At 65.6% G+C, this 20,457-nt stretch carries 21 protein-coding genes; 11 read left to right on the top strand and 10 right to left on the bottom strand.

From position 1 onward, the window contains the following. The first annotated feature begins 41 nt into the window (after positions 1–41). Positions 42–572 carry a hypothetical protein gene (locus JVX91_RS12450; RefSeq protein ID WP_205339506.1) on the top strand — a complete coding sequence of 177 codons (531 nt, stop codon included), beginning with the start codon at positions 42–44 and terminating at the stop codon, positions 570–572. Between the two features lie 36 nt (positions 573–608). Here the strand turns inward: JVX91_RS12450 and JVX91_RS12455 are convergent, their stop codons facing one another. After that, on the bottom strand, positions 609–1,415 hold the full coding sequence (locus tag JVX91_RS12455; RefSeq protein ID WP_205339507.1) for a DUF4349 domain-containing protein: 807 nt from the start codon (positions 1,413–1,415) through the stop codon (positions 609–611). A gap of 25 nt (positions 1,416–1,440) precedes the next feature. Beyond that, a complete protein-coding gene (gene metG, locus JVX91_RS12460) occupies positions 1,441–3,477 on the bottom strand; it encodes a methionine--tRNA ligase (protein ID WP_205339508.1) in 2,037 nt (678 codons plus the stop codon). 326 nt (positions 3,478–3,803) lie between these two features. Here metG and apbC point away from each other — a divergent pair, with 326 nt between their 5' ends. The 4 genes from apbC to JVX91_RS12480 all read left to right on the top strand — a co-directional run bounded on the left by apbC (position 3,804) and on the right by JVX91_RS12480 (position 6,795). Further along, positions 3,804–4,898: an iron-sulfur cluster carrier protein ApbC gene (apbC, locus tag JVX91_RS12465; RefSeq protein ID WP_205339509.1), complete on the top strand. Its 1,095-nt coding sequence runs from the start codon at positions 3,804–3,806 to the stop codon at positions 4,896–4,898. A gap of 15 nt (positions 4,899–4,913) precedes the next feature. Then, positions 4,914–5,528 (top strand): hypothetical protein, encoded by a 615-nt coding sequence (locus JVX91_RS12470; protein ID WP_205339510.1) that lies wholly within the window; start codon positions 4,914–4,916, stop codon positions 5,526–5,528. A gap of 94 nt (positions 5,529–5,622) precedes the next feature. Next, the gene (dcd, locus tag JVX91_RS12475; RefSeq protein ID WP_205339511.1) at positions 5,623–6,189 is read left to right on the top strand and encodes a dCTP deaminase; all 567 of its coding nucleotides are present in this window, start codon (positions 5,623–5,625) and stop codon (positions 6,187–6,189) included. A gap of 18 nt (positions 6,190–6,207) precedes the next feature. Continuing rightward, entirely contained in the window at positions 6,208–6,795 is a 588-nt protein-coding gene (locus tag JVX91_RS12480) for a hypothetical protein (RefSeq protein ID WP_205339512.1), read from the top strand. Here JVX91_RS12480 and JVX91_RS12485 read toward each other — a convergent pair. The 4 genes from JVX91_RS12485 to JVX91_RS12500 all read right to left on the bottom strand — a co-directional run bounded on the left by JVX91_RS12485 (position 6,766) and on the right by JVX91_RS12500 (position 10,932). Beyond that, complete coding sequence (locus JVX91_RS12485) at positions 6,766–7,140, bottom strand: AAA family ATPase (protein ID WP_240201734.1); 375 nt, start codon at positions 7,138–7,140, stop codon at positions 6,766–6,768. The two genes, JVX91_RS12480 and JVX91_RS12485, sit on opposite strands and share 30 nt — an antisense overlap. 386 nt (positions 7,141–7,526) lie before the next feature. After that, entirely contained in the window at positions 7,527–10,067 is a 2,541-nt protein-coding gene (locus tag JVX91_RS12490) for a penicillin acylase family protein (RefSeq protein ID WP_205339513.1), read from the bottom strand. Positions 10,068–10,237: 170 nt separating this feature from the next. Further along, complete coding sequence (locus JVX91_RS12495) at positions 10,238–10,438, bottom strand: SEC-C metal-binding domain-containing protein (RefSeq protein WP_024765232.1); 201 nt, start codon at positions 10,436–10,438, stop codon at positions 10,238–10,240. Between the two features lie 8 nt (positions 10,439–10,446). Next, positions 10,447–10,932 carry an LEA type 2 family protein gene (locus tag JVX91_RS12500; RefSeq protein WP_205339514.1) on the bottom strand — a complete coding sequence of 162 codons (486 nt, stop codon included), beginning with the start codon at positions 10,930–10,932 and terminating at the stop codon, positions 10,447–10,449. Positions 10,933–11,054: 122 nt separating this feature from the next. On the opposite strand from JVX91_RS12500, the gene JVX91_RS12505 reads away from it, so the two are divergent. Then, positions 11,055–11,612, top strand: a complete 558-nt coding sequence (locus JVX91_RS12505; protein ID WP_205339515.1) for a hypothetical protein — start codon at positions 11,055–11,057, stop codon at positions 11,610–11,612. Here JVX91_RS12505 and JVX91_RS12510 read toward each other — a convergent pair whose 3' ends face one another. The 3 genes from JVX91_RS12510 to JVX91_RS12520 form a co-directional block, all read right to left on the bottom strand. Next, on the bottom strand, positions 11,613–12,239 hold the full coding sequence (locus JVX91_RS12510; RefSeq protein ID WP_205339516.1) for a trimeric intracellular cation channel family protein: 627 nt from the start codon (positions 12,237–12,239) through the stop codon (positions 11,613–11,615). It abuts the gene before it with no gap. A 108-nt stretch (positions 12,240–12,347) separates the two neighbouring features. Then, on the bottom strand, positions 12,348–12,821 hold the full coding sequence (locus JVX91_RS12515; RefSeq protein ID WP_205339517.1) for a YchJ family protein: 474 nt from the start codon (positions 12,819–12,821) through the stop codon (positions 12,348–12,350). A 2-nt stretch (positions 12,822–12,823) separates the two neighbouring features. After that, positions 12,824–13,312 carry a DUF6231 family protein gene (locus tag JVX91_RS12520; RefSeq protein ID WP_205339518.1) on the bottom strand — a complete coding sequence of 163 codons (489 nt, stop codon included), beginning with the start codon at positions 13,310–13,312 and terminating at the stop codon, positions 12,824–12,826. A 140-nt stretch (positions 13,313–13,452) separates the two neighbouring features. Here JVX91_RS12520 and JVX91_RS12525 point away from each other — a divergent pair, with 140 nt between their 5' ends. From JVX91_RS12525 to JVX91_RS12535, 3 genes are all read left to right on the top strand, one after another. Next, on the top strand, positions 13,453–14,085 hold the full coding sequence (locus JVX91_RS12525) for an OmpA family protein (protein ID WP_205339519.1): 633 nt from the start codon (positions 13,453–13,455) through the stop codon (positions 14,083–14,085). 119 nt (positions 14,086–14,204) lie between these two features. Beyond that, positions 14,205–14,492 carry a DUF1145 domain-containing protein gene (locus tag JVX91_RS12530; protein WP_205339520.1) on the top strand — a complete coding sequence of 96 codons (288 nt, stop codon included), beginning with the start codon at positions 14,205–14,207 and terminating at the stop codon, positions 14,490–14,492. Further along, positions 14,485–15,249: a collagen-like protein gene (locus JVX91_RS12535; RefSeq protein WP_205339521.1), complete on the top strand. Its 765-nt coding sequence runs from the start codon at positions 14,485–14,487 to the stop codon at positions 15,247–15,249. The genes JVX91_RS12530 and JVX91_RS12535 overlap by 8 nt, the downstream gene beginning before the upstream one ends. Before the next feature lie 53 nt (positions 15,250–15,302). On the opposite strand, the gene JVX91_RS12540 is transcribed toward JVX91_RS12535, so the two are convergent. Then, the gene (locus tag JVX91_RS12540) at positions 15,303–15,767 is read right to left on the bottom strand and encodes a CopD family protein (protein WP_205339522.1); all 465 of its coding nucleotides are present in this window, start codon (positions 15,765–15,767) and stop codon (positions 15,303–15,305) included. Between the two features lie 122 nt (positions 15,768–15,889). Between JVX91_RS12540 and dinG the strand changes: the two genes are divergently transcribed. Then, positions 15,890–18,034 carry an ATP-dependent DNA helicase DinG gene (gene dinG / locus JVX91_RS12545; RefSeq protein ID WP_205339523.1) on the top strand — a complete coding sequence of 715 codons (2,145 nt, stop codon included), beginning with the start codon at positions 15,890–15,892 and terminating at the stop codon, positions 18,032–18,034. Positions 18,035–18,116: 82 nt separating this feature from the next. Further along, positions 18,117–20,399, top strand: coding sequence for a beta-galactosidase (locus tag JVX91_RS12550; RefSeq protein ID WP_205339524.1), 2,283 nt, complete (start codon positions 18,117–18,119; stop codon positions 20,397–20,399). The last annotated feature ends 58 nt before the right edge of the window (positions 20,400–20,457 follow it).

The following is a 20,457-nucleotide window of genomic DNA, read 5'->3' on the forward strand; positions in this document are numbered from 1 at the left end:
ACGGCTGCCGAACCTGATCGGTTCCCCTCACGGAAGTCGCGATGCGCAAAACTCTGTCCGGACGCCTCACCGCACTTTGCCTGCTGTTCTCCAGTGGCCTGGCTTCGGCCGCCCCCTTTACTACGGCTGACCTGGTCAGTTGGCCGCGGATGAATGTCGCCGATTTCGCCTGCCTGCTGGAACAGCGTACCGGTCACGCCGACGCGCAGTTCAGCTGCGCCGCCAGCAAGAAGCTGAGCAACTGGGGTGACGCCTGCCATGACACCGACCTCAGCTACGCCGGCCCGCAGTTGCCCGAAGCCCTGGCGCGGCAGTTGAGTCCGCACGTCACGGCAGTAGACCTGGACTGGGAGTACGGGCGCCTGCAGTCGGTGAACGTCACCTTCGACAAGATCATGACCGCGGAGGAAGTCGCGGACATCTTCCCGGACGTGAACCTGGAAGATCCGACGTCGCGGGAAAACCTGAGCAACGCCTCGCTGCAGGACTGCGCCGAGGACGCCTCCTGCCTATACCTCGAAGGCTTCGAGCACATGGGTGGCGGGGATGTGGACTGCGAGGGCGCTCAGTAGGCCTGAGGCAGCCCCACCGAAGGCGGGGAGTCCGTGTCACGCAGCTCGCTTCGTGGCGCGTCGGGTTCCGAGTTTGCGCCACAGCCAGCGCAGGATCAGCCCCGCGACCAGCAGCACGACCAGTAGTGGCAGGCCGAAGGCGGCCACCTGGATGGCGTTGACGGTGCCGTCGGTGAGTTCGTCCAGCGAATTGCCGAAGGCCTTGCCGATGCGCGACCAGCGCCCGGTCGGCTGGTATTCGCTGGAGAAGTCCAGGGTCAGCAGGTTGGTGGCGATGCGGCGTTGCTGCTGGGCTGCGTCCTGGCGCGCGGCGTGCAGTTGCTGCTCGACTTCGGCGGTGGCCTTGGCCAGCGCCAGCAGGTCGCTGACGCTCATGTCCTTGCGGCCCTGGAAGCCTTGCAGGGTCTGATATTCGCGCTCCAGGCGCTCGCGCAGCTGCTGGTTGTCGCTGACGGCCTGGGCGAGGTCTTCGGCCTGGGTGCGGCGGCTTTGCAGTTGGCCGCCTTCGGCCGCGAGGGCGACGAGCTTTTCCACACCATCGGGGACGATGCGAACCACAAGATGCGCGTTGCGCATCTGGCTGTCGCCGCTCTGCTCGATGGCGATCAGCTCGCAGGGGCCGAAGCGGTCCAGGGTGCAGGCATCGCGGGAGGCGGCCAGCTGCGCGTCGATGCGCTCACTGGCCAGGCGGATGCCGACCTGGTGTTCGTAGGCGAGGAAGGAGCCGGCTTTCGCCGCTTCCCCTTGGAAAGCGGCGCCGGAATTGGCTGCGTGCTCCGAAGAGGCGCCGCAGCCGGCGAGGGCGGCGCTCAGGGCGAGCGCTGCCCCGTGGTGCAGTTTCATCGTTGGCCTCCTTGCCGTCCGACGCTTACTTGACGCGCTGACCCGGCTTGGCGCCGCTGTCCGGGCTGAGCAGGTAGATCTCTTCACCGCCGGGGCCGGCGGCCAGGACCATGCCTTCGGAGACGCCGAACTTCATCTTGCGCGGAGCCAGGTTGGCCACGTACAGGGTCAGGCGACCTTCGAGCTTGCTCGGGTCCGGGTAGGCGCTCTTGATGCCGGAGAACACGTTGCGTTTCTCGTCGCCGATGTCCAGGGACAGGCGCAGCAGCTTGTCGGCGCCTTCGACGAACTCGCACTTCTCGATCAGCGCGATGCGCAGGTCGACGGCGGCGAAGGCGTCGAAGTTGATTTCCGCGGCCAGCGGGTCCTTGGTCAGTTCACCGTTGCCGGCGGGTTTTGGGGCGCTGGCGAGAAGGTCTTCCTTGGAGGCTTCGATCATGGCTTCGATTTTCGCGGGCTCGATACGGGTCATCAGCGGGTTGAACGGGTTCAGTTGGTGATTGGCCAACAGTTGCTCGTGGTCGGCCCATTTCAGCGGGGCGACGTTGAGGAAGGCTTCGGCGGCAACGGCCAGTTTCGGCAACACGGGCTTGAGGAAGATCACCAGTTGGCGGAACAGGTTCACGCCCAGGGCGCAGATGGCCTGGACCTCATCCTGCTTGCCTTCCTGCTTGTTCAGCGACCAGGGCGCCTTGTCGGCGATCCAGGCGTTGGCCTGGTCGGCCAGGGCCATGATCTCGCGCATGGCGCGGCCGAAGTCGCGGGCTTCGTAGGCGGCAGCGATGCTCGGTGCCGCGTCCTTGAAGGCCTGGGCCAGTTCCGGCGCCGGGTTGGCGTCCACCAGCAGGCCGTTGTTGCCCTTGTGGATGAAGCCGGCGCAACGGCTGGCGATGTTCACTACCTTGCCGACCAGGTCGGAGTTGACCTTCTGCACGAAGTCCTCGAGGTTAAGGTCGAGGTCGTCCACGCCGCGGCCCAGCTTGGAGGCGTAGTAGTAGCGCAGGTATTCCGGGTCCAGGTGATCCAGGTAGGTGCGCGCCTTGACGAAGGTGCCGCGCGACTTGGACATCTTCTGGCCGTTGACGGTCAGGTAGCCGTGCACGTTCAGCGCGGTCGGCTTGCGGTAGCCGGCGCCTTCGAGCATGGCCGGCCAGAACAGCGCGTGGAAGTTGACGATGTCCTTGCCGATGAAGTGGTACAGCTCGGCGTCGGAGCCCTGTTTCCAGTAGGCGTCGAAGTCCAGTTCCGGACGGCGCGCGCAGAGGTTCTTGAAGCTGGCCATGTAGCCGATCGGCGCGTCCAGCCAGACGTAGAAGTACTTGCCCGGCGCGTCGGGGATCTCGAAGCCGAAGTAGGGTGCATCGCGGGAGATGTCCCATTCCTGCAGGCCGGAGTCCAGCCACTCGGCGAGCTTGTTGGCCACCGATTCCTGCAGGGCGCCGCTGCGGGTCCACTGCTGCAGCATGGCCTGGAAGTCAGGCAGCTTGAAGAAGTAGTGCAGCGATTCCTTGAGCACCGGGGTGGCGCCGGAGATCGCCGATTTCGGGTCCTTCAGCTCGGTGGGCGCATAGGTCGCGCCGCAGGCTTCGCAGTTGTCGCCGTACTGGTCGGCGGTGCCGCACTTGGGACAGGTGCCCTTGATGAAGCGATCGGCCAGGAACATCTGCTTTTCCGGGTCGAAGTACTGGGTCACCGGACGGGTGGCGATGTGGCCGGCTTCGCGCAGCTTCAGGTAGATGGCCGAGGACAGCTCGCGGTTCTCTTCCGAATGGGTCGAATGGTAGTTGTCGAACTCCACCAGGAAGTCGGCGAAATCGCCCATGTGCTCGGCGCGCACGCCATCGATCAGTTGCTCGGAGGTGATGCCTTCGCGCTCGGCGCGCAGCATGATGGCCGAGCCGTGGGCATCGTCCGCGCACACGTACACCGCCTGATTGCCACGCATCTTCTGGAAGCGAACCCAGATGTCGGTCTGGATGTACTCCAGCATGTGACCGAGGTGGATCGAACCATTGGCGTAGGGCAGGGCGCTGGTGACGAGGATCTTGCGGGCTTCGGACATGATGATCGGCCGTTCCGGTTAAAACGAGGGAATCGGCAACTATATAGGGCTGGGGCGAAACTTTCACCCGTGGGCCGCCTGGCAGTAGGGGAGGGGCGACTGCGACGGATTGGCGCCGGAGTCTGCTTTGTGTAGGAGCGGAGCTTCTCCGCGAATTCCCGGCATGGCCGGGATGGCATCGTGGGCCTGGGCACCGGCCTGGCGGCCGGATCGCGGACAAGGTCCGCTCCTACGGGAGTGAGACGGCCCTGATGATCCCGAGCAAGGCCGCGACGACAGGCGTAAGATACCCGCCCATTCTGCTCAGTCTTTCATCGGGAGTACCCATGGGCGCCGCCAACCGAGCCACGGTGGAAAACCTTCTCCGCCAGATCAACGACCCTCACACCGGCCAGAACCTGCTGGACGCCGGCTACCTGCGCGAGCTGGACATCCAGGGCGGGCGCATCTCGCTGACCCTGGAACTTGGCTACGCCGCCGGCCTGTTCAAGAACGGCCTGGCGCAGACCGTGCAGTTGGCCCTGGAAGCGCTGGACGGCGTTGACTCCGCGCAGGTCAAGGTGGAAACCCATATCGCCGCGCACAAGGCCCAGGCCCAGGTGCCGGGCATGAGCAACGTGAAGAACATCATCGCCGTCGCCTCCGGCAAGGGCGGCGTGGGCAAGTCCACCACCGCCGCCAACCTCGCGCTGGCGCTGGCCCGCGAAGGCGCCAAGGTCGGCATCCTCGACGCCGACATCTATGGCCCGAGCCAGGGCATCATGTTCGGCATCCCCGAAGGCACCCGGCCGAAGATCCGCGACCAGAAGTGGTTCATCCCGCTGGAAGCCCACGGCGTGGAAGTCATGTCCATGGCCTTCCTCACCGACGACAACACCCCGGTGGTCTGGCGAGGCCCGATGGTCTCCGGCGCGCTGATCCAGTTGATCACCCAGACGGCCTGGAATGACCTCGACTACCTGGTGATCGACATGCCGCCGGGTACCGGCGATATCCAGCTGACCCTCGCGCAAAAAGTCCCAGTGGCCGGCGCGGTGATCGTTACCACGCCGCAGGACCTGGCCCTGCTGGACGCCAAGAAGGGCGTGGAGATGTTCCGCAAGGTGAATATCCCCGTGCTGGGCGTGGTCGAGAACATGGCCGTGCACATCTGCTCCAATTGTGGCCACGCCGAGCACCTGTTCGGCGAGGGCGGTGGCGAGAAGCTGGCCGCGCAGTTCGGCGTCGACCTGCTGGCCTCGCTGCCGTTGTCCATGGCCATCCGCATGCAGGCTGACGGCGGCAAACCCACCGTGGTTGCCGACCCGGAAAGCCAGTTGGCGATGATCTACCAGGAAACCGCGCGCTGCGTCGGCGCCCGCATCGCCCTGAGCGAGAAGGCTGCGCCGGACATGCCGAACATCTCCATCAGCGACGACTGATCCGGAAGCTCTGCAATGCGCAAGGATGCAAAAACCGCCGCCGGCTGGCTGCTGGCGGCGTGCATGGGCCTCACCGGCTCATTGGCCTGGGGCGCCGACGAGGACTCCGCCGACTGGCAGGCCCAGTGCGTGATCGGCGGCAAGCCGGTGACCCTGGACTTCCGCTCCGCCTCGGGCGATGCCTTCGAGGACGACATGGCCGTGCAGGCGCGCCGCGCCGACGGCGCCGTCGTTACCTTGCCGCTGCCGCCCGCGCTCTACCACGCCAGCGGGCTGCTCGGCAGCCCGAAGAGCGCCTGCGACCCTGTGCCGCTGCTGGACATGGGCGACGGCCTGGGGCTGATGCTTCTGGTGCGCGACAACCGCCCCGGACTGCCGGTGGTGGATTCGCTGCTGCTCGACCTCGCCACCCTGCAGGTTGTGGATAAGCGCCTGGGCGACCCCGGCGCCGTGGAAGGCTTGCTGAAAACCGCCAGCCTGGTGCTTCGCCAGTCCGCGAATGGCGTCGATCTGCGCCTGGTGCGTGAAGCCGTGCCCGGTGCGGAGTGCGACTGTGCCGACGCTTATGCCGAGGATTGGCTGCGTTTCTCCGTGGATCAGCGGAAATTGCGCACGACCTGGCTGCCCTGAGCATCGCCAGCGCTTGACCGCCGGCCCTTTGCCCCGAAGGGCCGGCCCCGGTAAGATTCGCCTTCTTTTTCAACCGCCGCACAGGACACCCGCCATGAGCATCAAATCGGACAAGTGGATTCGCCGCATGGCTCAGGAGCACGGCATGATCGAGCCGTTCGTCGAACGCCAGATTCGCGGTGCCGATGACAGCCGGGTGATTTCCTACGGCGTTTCCAGCTACGGCTACGACGTGCGCTGTGCCGCCGAATTCAAGGTGTTCACCAACATCCACTCGGCGGTGGTCGATCCGAAGAACTTCGACGAGAAGAGCTTCGTCGACATCAACAGCGACGTCTGCATCATTCCGCCGAACTCCTTCGCCCTGGCCCGCACCGTCGAATACTTCCGCGTCCCGCGCGACGTGCTGACCATCTGCCTGGGCAAGAGCACCTATGCGCGCTGCGGCATCATCGTCAACGTGACCCCGCTGGAACCGGAGTGGGAAGGCCACGTGACCCTGGAATTCTCCAACACCACCAACCTGCCGGCGAAGATCTACGCCCACGAAGGCGTGGCGCAGATGCTGTTCCTGCAGTCGGACGAAGCTTGCGAAGTGTCCTACCGCGACCGCGGCGGCAAGTACCAGGGCCAGACCGGCGTTACCCTGCCCAAGGCCTGATTCAGAGAGATTCCGGACATGACCTCGCAAGGACTGCGGGGCCTGCTCTGCGCGCTGTTGCTGGGCGCGAGCGGCCATCTGGCGGCAGCCGAACTCAGCGTCACGCCCGGTGGCGAGGTGCTCGGCCTCCCATCGAACGCTCCCCTGAAGCAATTCGTCGAACGCCTGGGCGAGCCCACCGCGCGCCTGCCCATGCGCGGCGGAGAGCAGGGCCTGCTCTATGGCAATTCCACACTGCTGGTGTTCAAGGGGCAGCGCCTGACGCAGGTGCGCTGCTGGCTGCATAGCCGATTCACTCCGTCGCTGTTCCTCGGTTGGCTCGACCAGGTCGAGCCGGGCAAGGACCCGCTGACCTTTGCCGTGGACGGCAAGGTGCATCTTGGCCAGGAGCGGGGCGAAGCCTCCGCGTGGCTGAATGGCCTGGAAGGGGACGGCGATGAGCTGTCGGATGTCCGCATGCGCGGCGACAGCGAAATCTGGCTGGGCTATGGAAACTCCGACGACTACGGCATCCAGGGCGAAAGTCACCAGATCGTGGTGTCCCTCAGCGTGAGCATTCCCGAGCCGCCCGCCGCTTCAATGGGTGTCATGGGCGGGCGTCCGTAAGGCTTCCAGCACGAAGGCCGCTCGCGCTTCCAGATCGGCGCACGGCAGCTGCAGCACGCGATATCCCAGCTCGTCGTACACCTCGGTCATGATCGCCGCCGTTTGCTGCGCTTCGGCGAAGTCCTGCCGGCGTTCGGCATCGTTGAGGTAGATGGCTTCCCAAGCTGGCGCCAGGAGCACGGTCTGCCCGTAGCGCAGTTCCCGCGCGGCGATTTGCAGCTCTTCCGGAACCGCTAGGCCGCAGAGCCTCGCATACCCCAGCACATCCGGCAGGCCGCGATCGAACAGCCACAACCCACCCGCATTGAGCGCGCGCTCGCGGGTCGTCAGTGCGTGCTCGAACATCGCCTGGCAGAAAGCCCCCCCGGTTTGCCCACGGCAGCGCGTCGCCGCCCCTGGCCAGTTGCTCGCGAATGATGGCGCGGCCGCCTTCCTCGACGACGTTCAGGCCGTGATGGCGATGCAGATGGTCGAGCAGCGTGCTCTTGCCGGCGCCGGGGCTGCCGGTAATGACGATGAGGGATTCGGACATGGCGATGACTCCTGAAGGAAAGGATGCAGGGGAGTACCAGCCGGGGAAGGTCTTGCAGGAGGGTGGTGCGGCGGAAGCGGGGCGGGGAAAAAAAGAAAGGCACCCAAGGGGTGCCTGAATATGATCATGGAGTAAGTCGACAATTCTGATTCCGGGGCGGGAAGCAAGTTCCCGACTCCCGGAAATATTTTTCAGATCATCACTTTTCCGGCACCAGCGTCAGGCGTTTCACGCCGTAGACCTTCTCCAGGTTCTGCGACTGGAACGGGAAGCTCATGTAGTTGCCCTTGAGCCAGGCGTCGATGCCGTCGGCGTAGTGCGGGCTGGCCGGGTTGCCGGACTGGCCGCTGCTGTTGAGGCCGATCATCGGTTCGCTCTGGCCAAAGTCGACGACGATGCGCATGGCCGGGATCAGCCAGGTGTCGAAGTCCTGGCCCCAGTGGTAGGCGGACACGTTCAGCGTCGTGTGGTCGCCGCCGGCCGGGTAGGGGCCGCGGTCCAGGTAGCCCTTGATCGCGCCGAGGCTGGCGCGTTCGCCAGCGCTGAGATTGGGCGCCATCTTGGTGCTGTCGCTGACCCACTCGTAGGTATGCAGCTTGCCCCACTGCCAGGCGTGGCGGTCGCTGCCCAGCTTCTGCTCGCAGAACGCGGTGGCAGCGGCCAGGCTTCGGGCGAGGATCGCCGGCTTGTCTTCCTTCTGCGGGGTGCGGGTGTCATCCCAGAACGGGCTGTCATCGCGGCCCAGCAGGTGGTCGGCCTGGGCCGAGTAGGACAGGTTGGCGGTCTCGACGAAGGCCTTCCAGGACGGGCTGTCCTCCGGGCCGAGCTCGTCGAGGAAGATCTGCTTGGTGCTCTCTTGCAGGAAGGCTTCGTACAGCGCGGCGTCGCCGGAGGTGGGCGAGAGCTTGCCGTCGAACGCCATGATCCGGTCCAGCGCTTCGCGGGCGCGGGCGCGCTGATCGGCGGGCAGGGCGTCGATGGCTTTCTTCAGCGGCTGCGCCATGCCCGGAGCATCGAACATCGTCTGCAGCTTGCCGGCGAAGGGCGTGGTCTGGTCGTACTGCATGGCGATCATGCTGCGGTAGTCGTGGCTCTTGCTGCCGCCAGCGAGCTGGGCGATGCGCTCGTAGCGCTCCGGGTAGTACCAGGAGCTGGACAGCTGCGCGCCGTAGCCCGGTTGCACGCTGCGGTGGTTGGCGGTGCCCAGCCAGCCCTGCGCCGGGTCCTGGTCGGACGGATGCAGGATCGGGTCGGCGAAGCCATCCCAGTCATAGCGCCCATCCCAGCCAGGGGAGGGCAGCAGGCCGCGGCCTTCCTTGCGGTTGGGGAAGCGCCCGGTGACCTGCCAGCCGATGTGCTTCTCGTCGGCGAACACGATGTTCAGCGCCATGGCGCGGACGTCGCGGGTGGCGTCGAAGGCCTGCTCGACGTTCTTCGCGCGGGACAGGTCGAAGAAGGCGTCGAGGGTGCGGTCGGTCTCGCCCTGGATGCTCTGGTAGGCGATGCCGTAGCCGCTGGACAGCTCCAGCGGTTGCAGCTCGTGCTTGCGCGGGCCCAGCGCGCTGTTGAGCAGCGGGCCGTGGCGGGTTTCGTAGATGACCTCGCGGACCGGGCTCTGGCCCTTGATGAAGAAGGTCTCGTTGCGCTCGATGGCCGGCTTCCACTGGCCGTCGGCGAGGTAGTAGAGCTTGCTGCCCTGGCGTTTGACCTGTTCGAGGAAGAGGTCCTGGTTGTCGCCCATGACCATGGTCATGCCCCAGGCGAGCTTGCCGTTGAAACCGGCGACCACGCCCGGTACGCCGGCGATGGAGACGCCCGCGGCGTTGTACTTGGGCGAGCGGATCTGCACGTAGTTCCACACCGAGGGCATGGACAGCGGCAGGTGGGTGTCGTTGGCCAGGATGCTCTTGCCGCTGCGCGTACGCTGCGGGGCGATGGCCCAGTTGTTGGAGGCGGCGACGCCCATCATCTGCAGCGCGGCGATCTGTCCGGCGGCCTTGTCCAGTTGCTCGAGCCCCGCGATCTTGCCGTCCAGGCGCAGGCCCTTGAGCTTCTCGGCTTCCTCGAAGGGCAGCGCTTCATCCGGGTAGATCGGCGTCAGCCAGGGCAGCTTGTCGGCGCCGACTTTCTGCGCGAGCACCAGCGAGGCGATCTCTTCCTGCAGGTTCACCGCCAGGCCGAAGTTCAGCAGGCTGAAGACCAGCGCGGAGTCTTCCGGCTTCCAGTATTCGGGCCGGTAGCCGGACTCGGCCAGGTCCATCGGCAGCTTGTCGCGGTAACGGTACAGGTAGGCGTTGACACCGCGCGCGTAGGTCTCGAAGAAGCGCTTGAGGCGCGGCGAGGCGCCGGCATAGAGGGCGTCAGCAGCTTTCTTCAGGTTCACCGTGCGCATGAAACGGTCAGTCTCCAGCGCGCCGGGGCCGACCATTTCCGACAGACGCCCCTGGGCCATCAGGCGCAGGCCGACCATCTGGCTGATGCGGTCGCTGGCATGCACGTAGCCCAGAGTGAACAGGGCGTCGTGGAAGGTGCTGGTTTCGATCAGCGGCATGCCCAGGCTGTTGCGGCGGATCGATACGTTGTCGGCCAGGCCCTTGATCGGCTGCACGCCGTAGCTCGGCGGCAGGCTGTCGGAATAGCGGTCATTCAGCCAGCCCTGGCAGCCGGTAAGGCTGACAGCGGCAGTGACGGTGGCGGCAAGGCCGAAGCTGGGAAGCCGGCGGAAGGCACGCGGGGCCATGGGGATGTGCTCCTGCACAAAGTGGGTCGCGGAAAAGGCGCTACGTTAGTGAGCCGAGGATAGCTGTGCAAGCCGCGCGGAGCGGGATTTTCAGCAGCCGACGAATAGTTGGGCCAGACAGCAGAAGGCCCGCGCTCGGCGGGCCTTCGGGGCAGTGCTCGAAGCCTGGGTCAGGCGCCGTGGCACTTCTTGTACTTGCTGCCGCTGCCGCAAGGGCAGGGGTCGTTGCGACCGACGTCCTTGAGCGGGTTACGCGCCGGCTCATGGCTGTGGTTGCAGTGCGGGCCGTGCACGTGACCGTGGTCATGATGATGATCGTGATCATGGTCGTGGTTGCAGTTCGGACCGTGTACGTGGGGTTCCTGGCTCATGGTGACACTCAATCGGGGATGAAATCGCCGGGAATTATCTCGCCATTGCGCGCAATGTGCACGCTCTGTCCGAACAGCAGCCCGGTCTTCACTTCGCCCTCAAGGCGATAGCGGATCGGCTTGTCCGGATCTTCCAGCAACTTGACGATGTACTTCATGTGCCGCCAGAGGTTGGTGGTCACCGGTACTTCAAAGGTTTCATGGCCGTTGGCCGGCACTGTGAACCAGTTATTCGACTCACCTTCGGCCAGGTCGATATCGTTCAGCTTGACCTTGTAGGCCAGGCCGCGAACCGGGAGGCTGAAGTCGTTCGGATTGTCGATGCGGAAGTGCAGGGTGAATTCCTGCTCCAGCAAGCGTGCCTTGACGACGTTTACCTTGACCAGTTTCACGTCCGGCTGCTGGAAATCGCCTGTGATCCAGCTGCAGCCTGAAACCAGGCTGAAGAACCAGATCAGGCTGATAATTCTTATCATTTGCGCCTGATAATTCATGTCTATCCCCTAAGACGCCTCAGTGTACCAAGCACCTGCTCGGCCGCAAGTTGTTGTTACGTTAAAAGAAGCTGCACCATACTGGCCGAATGTAACCGGCGGGTTAACACAGGAGAGTGAAGATGAGCCGCTATGAGATCGCCTTCTCGGGGCAAACCGTCCCCGGGGCGCAACTGGAGACGGTGAAGGCCAACCTGGCCAAGCTGTTCCAGGCCGACGCCCAGCGTATTGCGCTGCTGTTCTCCGGGCGGCGCATGGTCATCAAGAACAACCTCGACGCCGAGGCCGCGGAAAAGTACCGCAGCGTACTGGAGCGTGCCGGCGCCATCGTCGACGTGGTCGACATGGATGCGCAGATCGAGGAAATCGAACTGGCCCCGCCCCCAGCGGCCGAGCCTGCTGCGCCGATGCAACCGGCAGCGTCCGGCGCGTCGTCGCAGGGGCGCCTGAAGGTCGCTCCGCGCGATGAGTACATGGCCGCGTTCGCCGATGTCGATGCCCCGGATTTCGGCCTCGCCCCGGTAGGCGCCGACCTGCAGGACGAGAAGCCCGAGGCCCAGGCGCCGCGCGTGGACCTCAGCCAGTTCAGCGTGGCCCCGGTGGGCAGCGACATGGGCCAGGCCAAGCCTTCGCCGGCGGGACCTGCGCCAGATACCAGCCATCTGAAATTGCAGGACTGATCAGTCGCCCTGGTGCGGGTCGTCCTTGTAGACGAACTTGGGCATTTCCCAGCGGAAACGGATCGCCAGCATGCGGAACAGGAAGCCGGCAGACAGGGTGATCAGCATGGCCTGCTCCTTGGGCAGGTCGATCTGCAGGCAGATCAGGTAGCACCAGGCGCTGGCGAAGGACACGCTGGCGTACAGCTCGCGGCGGAAGATCAGCGGTACGTCGTTGCAGAAGATGTCCCGCAGGATGCCGCCGAAGACCCCGGTGATCACCCCGCTCACCGCGGCGATCAACAGGCTGTGACCCATTTCCAGGCTGACCTGGCAACCGATCAGGGTGAAGGCCACCAGGCCGACGGCGTCGAGCGCGAGGAACAGCGAGCGCAGGTGGCGCATCAGTGGTGCGATGAACACCGTCACCAGCGCGGCTGCGGCGGTGAGCGCCAGGTATTCGGGGTGACGCACCCAGGTCAGCGGATAGTGCCCCAGCAGCATGTCACGTACCGAGCCGCCACCCAGGGCGGTAACGCAGGCCACCAGCACGACGCCGAACAGGTCCATGCTGCGGCGTCCGGCGGACAGCGCGCCGGTCATGGCTTCGGCGGTGATGGCGATGATGTAGAGAACGGTCAGCAGCATGGCGAGTTCCGGCAGGGGTAGCCGGTGCGGCGAATGGCCGCCGCCCCGGAAAAAAGCGCGGATTCTAGCCCACGCACCTGCCGCCCCCAAGTGGTGTGCGTATGGACATTATTCGATCCACGGTCCGCAGCATTTCTTCAGCTTGCCACCGGCGCCACAGGGGCAGGGATCGTTGCGTCCGAGTTTCATCGGCACGGTCGGGTCGAGGAAGTACCAGCGGCCGTCGCGCTGGACGAAGCCCGAGCACTCGCGATGGCTGTGTTCGCCGCTGGCATCGTGCCAGCGCGCGATGAAGGTCACCCGCGCGTGCTCCGGCTGGCCGCCGAGCACTTCATGGTTTTCCACTTCCAGGCCCAGCCAGGTGCTGCCCAGGCTCCACGCGCGGATGGCGTCCAGGTCCAGGCCGTCCTGCTGGGCGGGTAGCGTGGTAGCGCGCAGGTAATCCACCAGCCCCAGCGCGTAAGCGCTGTAGCGCGAGCGCATCAGCGCCTCGGCGGTGGGGGCGGCGAGCCCGGCGTGAAAGCGCCCGCAACAATCGGGTAGCGGGTGGCCGCTGCCGCAGGGACAGGTCGGTTCGATCATGGTTACCACCAGTACTTGCCGAAGTTTTCCGGATTGGCCCAGAACTTCGCGTTGAGCCAGTCCGGGACCTGCTTGTATTCGCGCAGGTCGTAGGTGAACAGGGTGAGCACCTGCGCCTCGCGCTGGAAGCGTTCGCTGGCCTGCATGGCCAGGGCGTAGAAGTCGGCGTCGCGAGCCTGTGCAGCGTCCAGGTCGACCAGCACGGCGACACGGTTGCTGTTCAGGTTGCGGATGCCACCCACCAGTTGTTGCGCCTCGCGCCGGGGCAGGTGTTCCAGGCAGTCGGCGAGCAGCGCCAGGTCATAGCGCTTGGCGGCCAGTTCCGCCGGCAGCGCGCCGGCGTCGGCGTGGGACAGTTCGCAATCCGGATGCGCCGCGAGGAAGGCCTCCACCGCCGGCATCTGGCTGGCGCCCACCAGCAGCAGGCGCTGCGGTGTGTAGCGGTCGAGCAGGGCGGCAAGGGCCTGTTGCGGTGTGCGTGTCGAAATCATGGGACTCTTCGAATGCAAAAAATAATGAACGAAGACTAGCGTGTGACACCCATATGGCCTAGTGCTGGCGCATTCTGTCAGTCACGTCTTTACTCGGTAATTGTCGGTCAAGACCCGATCATTAGAGGAGACTTAACTTTATGAGCATCACAAGGACCGCTTTACCCCTGCTGCTGGTAAGCACGTTGCTCACCGGTTGCGCAGGGTTGCAGAAGTCCGACTGGCCGACTTGCGCCGTGGTTGGCGGTGTCGGCGGCGCCGGTCTGGGTTCCATTGAAAGCAGCGCATGGGCTGGCTGGGGCGCCTTGATTGGTGGTGTGCTGGGGGCATCCTACTGCTGGGTACATGGTGCTGAAGAACAAGTGGCTGAGGTTCCGCCGCCTGCGCCGGCTCCTGAGCCCGCTCCGGCACCGCTGCCCAAGGAAGAGACCATCGTCGTGCGTGACCTGCACTTCGCCTTCGACTCGTCGAAAATCGATGCGCAGGACAAGGACAAGCTCGACACCATCGCTACCCGCCTGAAAGGTGAGGCCGCGACCACCGAGCTGAACATCGGCGGTCATACCGACAGTATCGGTACCGATGCCTACAACCAGAAACTGTCCGAACGCCGCGCCAATGCCGTGTCCAACTACCTGATCGACGCTGGTGTACCTGCCAGCAGCATCAAGTCGGTGGTCGGTTACGGTGAAAGCCAACCGGTTGCGGACAACAAGACCAAGGAAGGCCGCGCCGAGAACCGTCGCACGGAAATCAAGATCACTCGTCAGTAATCCTGGCGTGATGTGTACAAAGGGGGCCTTCTGGCCCCCTTTGTCATTCCGGGCGGCCACTGGCATCGTCCGGGACAGAGGCGTATGTTCCCCGGCAAAGAAAAATACGGGGGCACTTCATGAAAGCGTTGTTGGGGCTGGGCAAGCTGGTTGCCCTGTTGTTCTGGCTGGCGGTGCTGGCCAACCTGATTCAACCCTTCGCACATCCCTTCGGCCTGCTGCTCAACGCGGCGGGCGCGCTGATCCTGCTGATCCATATCGTCGAGGTCCTGGCCCTGCGCAAGCGCCTGCAAGGCCGCCCGCATCCGGGCATGGACCGCCTGCAGATCCTGCTGTTCGGCGTCTTCCATTTCGCCACTCTGCCGCAACCGGCATCCGCAAACGTAGAAGGAGATACCCATGCGTAAGTCGTTGCTGGGCGTGGCACTGTTCGTGCCGCTGGCGTGTTCCGCCGCCGGATCTGTATCGGTCGAGGCTAATACCGTGCTGCGCCTGCCGGTGAAGGGCGACAGCCTGACCCTCGACCGCGTCACGGTCGGCCCGGAAGGTGCACTGCTGATCCCGTCGCGGGTGAAGGAACTGAAGATCGGCGAGCTGGACCTGGCGAAGAACGCTCGGCTCGGCGTGTTTCCTGGCAGCGATGTGCTGCAGATCGACGTACAGCACGGCAACCTGGCCGACGGCAGCGTGATCGCCGCGCAGGGCAGTTCGGGCAGCTTCGAGAAACCCGCCAGTGGTGGCCGCAACCTGGTGCTGCACCTCCAGGACGTGCAGGTGCAGAACCTGCTGATCGACGTGCGCGGTGGCGTTGGCGCGCCGGGCTACGACGGATTGGACGGCGGTAGCGCGCAGACTTCCGGTTGCCTGTGGGGTGGCGGCCGCTCCGCCGGTGACGGCCAGAATGGTGCCGATGGCCAACAAGGCGCGGCCGGTGGCGTGGTGCGCCTGGAAGTGCCGGAGCACTTCGATGTCGAACGCGTCAAGGTACGGCTGGAAGGTGGCGCCGGCGGCGCGGGCGGCAAGCCCGGCAAGGCGGGTGCGCGCAGCGGCGAGAAAGGCTGCTGGTTCTATTCGGTGGCGGGCGAGCAGCCCGGCTCGGAAGGCAAGGGCGGTGCGGAAGGAGCGAAGGGCAGCGAAGGCCGCCTGGAAGTGAAACGCTTCTAAGGCGCCTTGGCCGAGCAAAAAGCCCGCCTGGCATCCAGGCGGGCTTTTTTGTTTTACCAGTGCGGGCGTGCCGCGACGAAGGCCACCAGCGCCAGGCCGATGATCAGGTTCAGGCCAACGGTCTTGCGGATCTTGCCCAGCGCGGCGCCGCCGGCCGGCCAGTCCTCGGCCCCGACCGCATTGCGCAGTTCCGGCAGCTGCAGCGCCTGGATGCGCAGGAACAGCGCGAGCATCGCGACATACAGCCCCATCATTACCTGCACGTAACGCGGCGCACCCGCCATGCCGTTGTAGCTCAGGTGCATCATGCCGATGCCGGTCACCGGCAGCAGGATCACCGCGGCCCATACCCAGCGGAAGAAACGCGGGAATACCTGCAGCCACAGCTTCAGCCTTGCTGGCGGCTCCAGCGCGGCGACGGCGGCCGGGCGCAGTACCATCCAGGCGAAGAACATGCCGCCAACCCAGACCAGGGCGGCCAGGACGTGCAGGGCATAGACGAAGGCAAAGGGTGTCATTCGGACGATCTCCGCTGGCGGTTGTGGACAAGCGCGTTATCATAGCCGCCCCATCGAACCACTGAAAATTTATCCAGCATCCGGATGTGTCCACCGAGACCCGTCCGGGGTCCGGGAAGTCCATGCTCAGCACCGAACTCAAGGCCACGATCCAGGGCGCCTACTCGCGCTTCCTCGAGGCCAAGGAACTCAAGCCGCGCTACGGCCAGCGCCTGATGATCGCCGAAGTCGCCAAGGTCCTGGGGACCATCGCCAGCGACGAGGAAGGCCATCGCCTCGGCGATGCCGCCGTGGTCGCCGTGGAAGCCGGCACCGGCACCGGCAAGACCGTCGCCTACAGCCTTGCCGCCATCGCCTGCGCCAAGGCCGCCGGCAAGCGCCTGGTGGTCGCCACCGCCACCGTCGCGCTGCAGGAGCAGATCGTCCACAAGGACCTGCCCGACCTGCTGCGCAACTCCGGCCTGTCGTTCAGCTTCGCCTTGGCCAAGGGGCGCGGGCGCTACATGTGCCTGTCCAAGCTCGACCACCTGCTGCAGGAAGGCCAGGCGCAGAGCGCCACCGCCCAACTCTTCGAGGAGGAAGGCTTCCGCATCGACGTGGACGAGACCTCCACCAAACTGTTCAACCAGATGATCGAGCGCCTGGCCGGCAACCGCTGGGACGGCGACCGCGACTCCTGGCCCGAGGCCATCGAGGACGCACACTGGGCGCAGGTCACCACCGACCACAGCCAGTGCACCAACCGCCATTGCCCGAACTTCCAGCAGTGCGCCTTCTACAAGGCGCGCGAAGGCATGACCAAGGTCGACGTCATCGTCACCAACCATGACCTGGTGCTGGCGGACCTCGCCCTGGGCGGCGGCGCGATCCTGCCGGACCCGCGCGAGACCCTCTACGTGTTCGACGAAGGCCACCACCTGCCGGACAAGGCCATCGGCCACTTCGCGCATTTCACCCGCCTGCGCGCCACCGCCGACTGGCTGGCCCAGGTGGACAAGAACCTGACCAAGCTGCTGGCGCAGAACCCGCTGCCGGGCGACCTCGGTCGCTTGATCGAACAGGTGCCGGAGCTGGCCCGCGAGCTGCGCACGCACCAGCAGTTCATGTTCACCGCCTGCGAGGAGATCGGCGATTTTCGTGCCGGCGAGGACATGGAAGGCCGCGAGCGGCCGCGCCACCGCTTCGAGGGCGGGGTGATTCCCGAACACATCCGCGAGATGGGCATCGAGTTGAAGAAGGGCTTCTCCAAGCTCACCGACCTCTTCACCCGCCTGACCGAATTGCTCAAGGAAGCCATGGACGGGGAGGGCAGCGTCGGCATTGCCAGCTACCAGGCCGAGGAGTGGTATCCGCTGTTTGGCAGCCTGCTGTCCCGCGCCCAGGGCAACTGGGAGCTGTGGACCGCCTTCACCTGCGAAGATCCCGAAGACAGCCCGCCGATGGCGCGCTGGCTGACCCTCGCCGAGAGCGGCACCTTCTACGACATCGAAGCCAACGCCAGCCCGATCCTTGCCGCCGAGACGCTGCGCCGCAACCTGTGGAACGTCGCCTATGGCGTGCTGGTGACCTCGGCGACGCTTACTGCGCTGGGCACCTTCGACCGTTACCGGATGCGCGCCGGCCTGCCGCGCGCCGCCGTCACCGCCGTGGTGCCGAGCCCGTTCCACCATGCCGATGCCGGCGTGCTGCGCGTGCCGGACCTCAAGGCCGATCCGCGCGATGCCGCCGCGCATACCGCCGCGATCATTCGCGAGTTGCCGGAGATAGTCGAAGGTTCGCGCGGTTCGCTGATCCTGTTCTCTTCACGCAAGCAGATGCAGGAGGTCTTCGACGGCCTGGATCGCGACTGGCGCAAGCGCGTGCTGATCCAGGGCAACCTGTCCAAGCAGGAAACCCTGAACAAGCACCGCTCGCGTGTGGACGATGGCGAGCCGAGCGTGCTGTTCGGCCTGGCGAGCTTTTCCGAAGGGGTGGACCTGCCCGGCGCCTACTGCGAACACGTGGTCATCGCCAAGATTCCCTTCGCGGTGCCGGACGATCCGGTGGAGGCGGCGCTGTCGGAATGGATCGAAGCGCGCGGTGGCAACCCGTTCATGGAAATCGCCGTGCCCGACGCCTCGCTGCGGCTGGTGCAGGCCTGCGGACGCCTGCTGCGCACCGAGGAAGATCGCGGCACAATCACGCTGCTCGATCGGCGCGTAGTGACGCAACGCTACGGTAAGGCCATCCTCAACGCACTACCGCCATTCCGCCGCGAAATAGCTTGAGTTGTGTGCGGGAGCGAGTTCCCGCGCTTGCTGTCAAACGAACGCCTGCCGCCCGGCGGGCGTGCTGCAAGGACAAGAACACATGACATCGATGCGTTGGCATCTGCCTCTGCTGCTCAGCCTGGCCATCGCCAGTGCTCCGGCCTGGTCGGCTGGCGGCAATGAAACCCTGTTCAACTTCATCAAGCCGATGGCCGTGGTTAGCGTCACCACGCAGAACGCCGACCTGCCCAGTTCCACCGCGGAAGCCACGCCCGAGGGTGAAATCCTGCGGCGGGTGAACTTCAACCCGGCGCCCCAGCCAACCCTGCGCCTGGCGCCGTCCAGCGGTAGCTGGGACTGGTCCCAGGCGGACAGCATCAGCCTGCGCATCCAGAACGCCATGGACTGGGCGATCACCCTGGAGGTGGAGATCGAGGGTGTTGCCGGTGCCCCCGGTCTGCATGCCAGCATCGCGCTGCCGGCGGGGCCCGCGCAGACCCTGGTGATTCCCCTGCAAGCCATGACGCCGGAGAACTTCGGCATGCGTGCCGGCGTGCCGATGCCGATCACCCAGGATGGCCAGCGCCTGCTGTTGGCGAGCAAGGTGACCGGCGAGCTGAACCGCAGCCAGGTCGGCGCGGTGAAGCTCTACCTGAACGCGCCCAAGGCGGCGCAGGACATCCTCGTTGGCCGCTTCGGCACCCGCGCCGGCAACGACGAGTACCACAAGGCCTACACCGGCATCGTCGACGGCTTCGGACAGTCCACCCGCAGCGAGTGGCCGGAAAAGGTGAAGAGCGCCGAGCAATTGGCCAGTGCCTGGAAAACCGAAGGCGAGCAGTTGAAGAAGTGGCAGCCCGCGCCCGGCCGTGATGCATTCGGCGGCTTGCTGGATGGACCGGCCTTCGAAGGCACCGGCTTCTTCCGCATCGAAAAGCGCAACGGCCGCTGGTGGCTGGTGACGCCGGAAGGACATTCGTTCTGGTCCATGGGCGTCAACGCGGTCAATGCCGACAGTAGCCAGACCTACGTGGAAGGCCGCGAGTACATGTTCGCCACCCTGCCCAAGGAAGACGATCCGTTGGCCGCCTTCTACGGCCAGCGCGACGACCGCAGTGGCGTCGGCGCCCAGCAGGGCCGCGCCTTCGGCAATGGCCGCTGGTACGACTTCTACGCCGCCAACCGCTTCCGCGCCGACGGCGGACTGACCGGCGACGCCGCGGCCACCGCCTGGCGCGAGCGGACGCTGCAGCGTCTCGGCGCCTGGGGTTTCAACACGCTGGGCGACTGGAGCGACCCGGAGTTCGCCGCCGATCCGCACATGCCGTACAGCGTCCCGCTGTCCATTAGCGGCGACTACGCCACCGTCAGCACCGGCTACGACTGGTGGGGCGCCATGCCCGATCCGTTCGATCCGCGTTTCGCCATGGCCGCTGAGCGCGCCATCGCCATCGCCGCCCGCGATCACCGCGAGGATGCCTGGCTGCTGGGTTACTACGCGGACAACGAGCTGGCCTGGGCCGGTCGCGGCGATGACGTGCAGTCGCACTATGCGCTGGTGTTCGGCACCTTGAAGCTGTCCACCGACAGCCCGGCCAAGCGCGCTTTCATCAAGCAGCTCAAGGATAAGTACACGGAACACGAAGCCCTCGCCGAGGCCTGGGGCGTGCAACTGGGTGCCTGGGAAGACCTCGACGCGCCGGGCTACCAGGCCCCGCTGCCGAGCGAGGCGCACCCGGCGATCGTCCAGGACTACAGCGCCTTCCTGCGCCTCTACGCCGACCAGTATTTCAAGACGCTGAAGGACTCGCTGAAGTGGAACGCGCCGAACCATCTGCTGCTCGGCCCACGCTTTGCCGTCAGCACGCCGGAGGCGCTGGCCTCCTGCGCGCAGTACTGCGACGTGCTCAGCTTCAATCTCTACGTCCCGCTGCCGCAGCAGGGCTATGACGCGAACTACGTACGCAGCCTGGACAAGCCGGTGTTGATCACCGAGTTCCACTTTGGCTCGCGCGATCGCGGGCCGTTCTGGGGCGGCGTCGCCGAGGTCTACAACGAGCAGCAGCGTGGCGAGGCGTACCAGCGCTTCCTGGCCGATGCGGCGAAGGAGCCGAACATCGTTGGCGCGCACTGGTTCCAGTACCTCGACCAGCCGGTGACTGGCCGCCTGCTCGACGGCGAGAACGGTCACATCGGCCTGGTCGGCATCACCGACCTGCCGTTCACCGGCTTCGTCGATGCCGTGCGCAAGGCCAACCAGCAAACGCTCAAGGCCATCGACGAGCAGGCTCGCGCGGCTGCCAAGGCGCCTGCGGAGCCGGGGCCGAAACCGGCGTCGGACGATGACGACAGCAACGACGAGCAGCCGTCTTCGGAGCAATGATCCAACATTCGTGATGTCCATCCCCGCCTTTGGCGGGGTTCCCAGGGGCGGGACGCGC

This window comes from Pseudomonas sp. PDNC002, from assembly GCF_016919445.1.
Lineage (GTDB): Bacteria > Pseudomonadota > Gammaproteobacteria > Pseudomonadales > Pseudomonadaceae > Pseudomonas.

Coding starts and splice junctions, on each gene's coding strand:
- JVX91_RS12450 (WP_205339506.1), top strand. CDS start 42: ATGCGCAAAACTCTGTCCGGACGCCTCACCGCACTTTGCCTGCTGTTC.
- JVX91_RS12455 (WP_205339507.1), bottom strand. CDS start 1,415: ATGAAACTGCACCACGGGGCAGCGCTCGCCCTGAGCGCCGCCCTCGCC.
- metG (WP_205339508.1), bottom strand. CDS start 3,477: ATGTCCGAAGCCCGCAAGATCCTCGTCACCAGCGCCCTGCCCTACGCC.
- apbC (WP_205339509.1), top strand. CDS start 3,804: ATGGGCGCCGCCAACCGAGCCACGGTGGAAAACCTTCTCCGCCAGATC.
- JVX91_RS12470 (WP_205339510.1), top strand. CDS start 4,914: ATGCGCAAGGATGCAAAAACCGCCGCCGGCTGGCTGCTGGCGGCGTGC.
- dcd (WP_205339511.1), top strand. CDS start 5,623: ATGAGCATCAAATCGGACAAGTGGATTCGCCGCATGGCTCAGGAGCAC.
- JVX91_RS12480 (WP_205339512.1), top strand. CDS start 6,208: ATGACCTCGCAAGGACTGCGGGGCCTGCTCTGCGCGCTGTTGCTGGGC.
- JVX91_RS12485 (WP_240201734.1), bottom strand. CDS start 7,140: ATGTTCGAGCACGCACTGACGACCCGCGAGCGCGCGCTCAATGCGGGT.
- JVX91_RS12490 (WP_205339513.1), bottom strand. CDS start 10,067: ATGGCCCCGCGTGCCTTCCGCCGGCTTCCCAGCTTCGGCCTTGCCGCC.
- JVX91_RS12495 (WP_024765232.1), bottom strand. CDS start 10,438: ATGAGCCAGGAACCCCACGTACACGGTCCGAACTGCAACCACGACCAT.
- JVX91_RS12500 (WP_205339514.1), bottom strand. CDS start 10,932: ATGAATTATCAGGCGCAAATGATAAGAATTATCAGCCTGATCTGGTTC.
- JVX91_RS12505 (WP_205339515.1), top strand. CDS start 11,055: ATGAGCCGCTATGAGATCGCCTTCTCGGGGCAAACCGTCCCCGGGGCG.
- JVX91_RS12510 (WP_205339516.1), bottom strand. CDS start 12,239: ATGCTGCTGACCGTTCTCTACATCATCGCCATCACCGCCGAAGCCATG.
- JVX91_RS12515 (WP_205339517.1), bottom strand. CDS start 12,821: ATGATCGAACCGACCTGTCCCTGCGGCAGCGGCCACCCGCTACCCGAT.
- JVX91_RS12520 (WP_205339518.1), bottom strand. CDS start 13,312: ATGATTTCGACACGCACACCGCAACAGGCCCTTGCCGCCCTGCTCGAC.
- JVX91_RS12525 (WP_205339519.1), top strand. CDS start 13,453: ATGAGCATCACAAGGACCGCTTTACCCCTGCTGCTGGTAAGCACGTTG.
- JVX91_RS12530 (WP_205339520.1), top strand. CDS start 14,205: ATGAAAGCGTTGTTGGGGCTGGGCAAGCTGGTTGCCCTGTTGTTCTGG.
- JVX91_RS12535 (WP_205339521.1), top strand. CDS start 14,485: ATGCGTAAGTCGTTGCTGGGCGTGGCACTGTTCGTGCCGCTGGCGTGT.
- JVX91_RS12540 (WP_205339522.1), bottom strand. CDS start 15,767: ATGACACCCTTTGCCTTCGTCTATGCCCTGCACGTCCTGGCCGCCCTG.
- dinG (WP_205339523.1), top strand. CDS start 15,890: ATGCTCAGCACCGAACTCAAGGCCACGATCCAGGGCGCCTACTCGCGC.
- JVX91_RS12550 (WP_205339524.1), top strand. CDS start 18,117: ATGACATCGATGCGTTGGCATCTGCCTCTGCTGCTCAGCCTGGCCATC.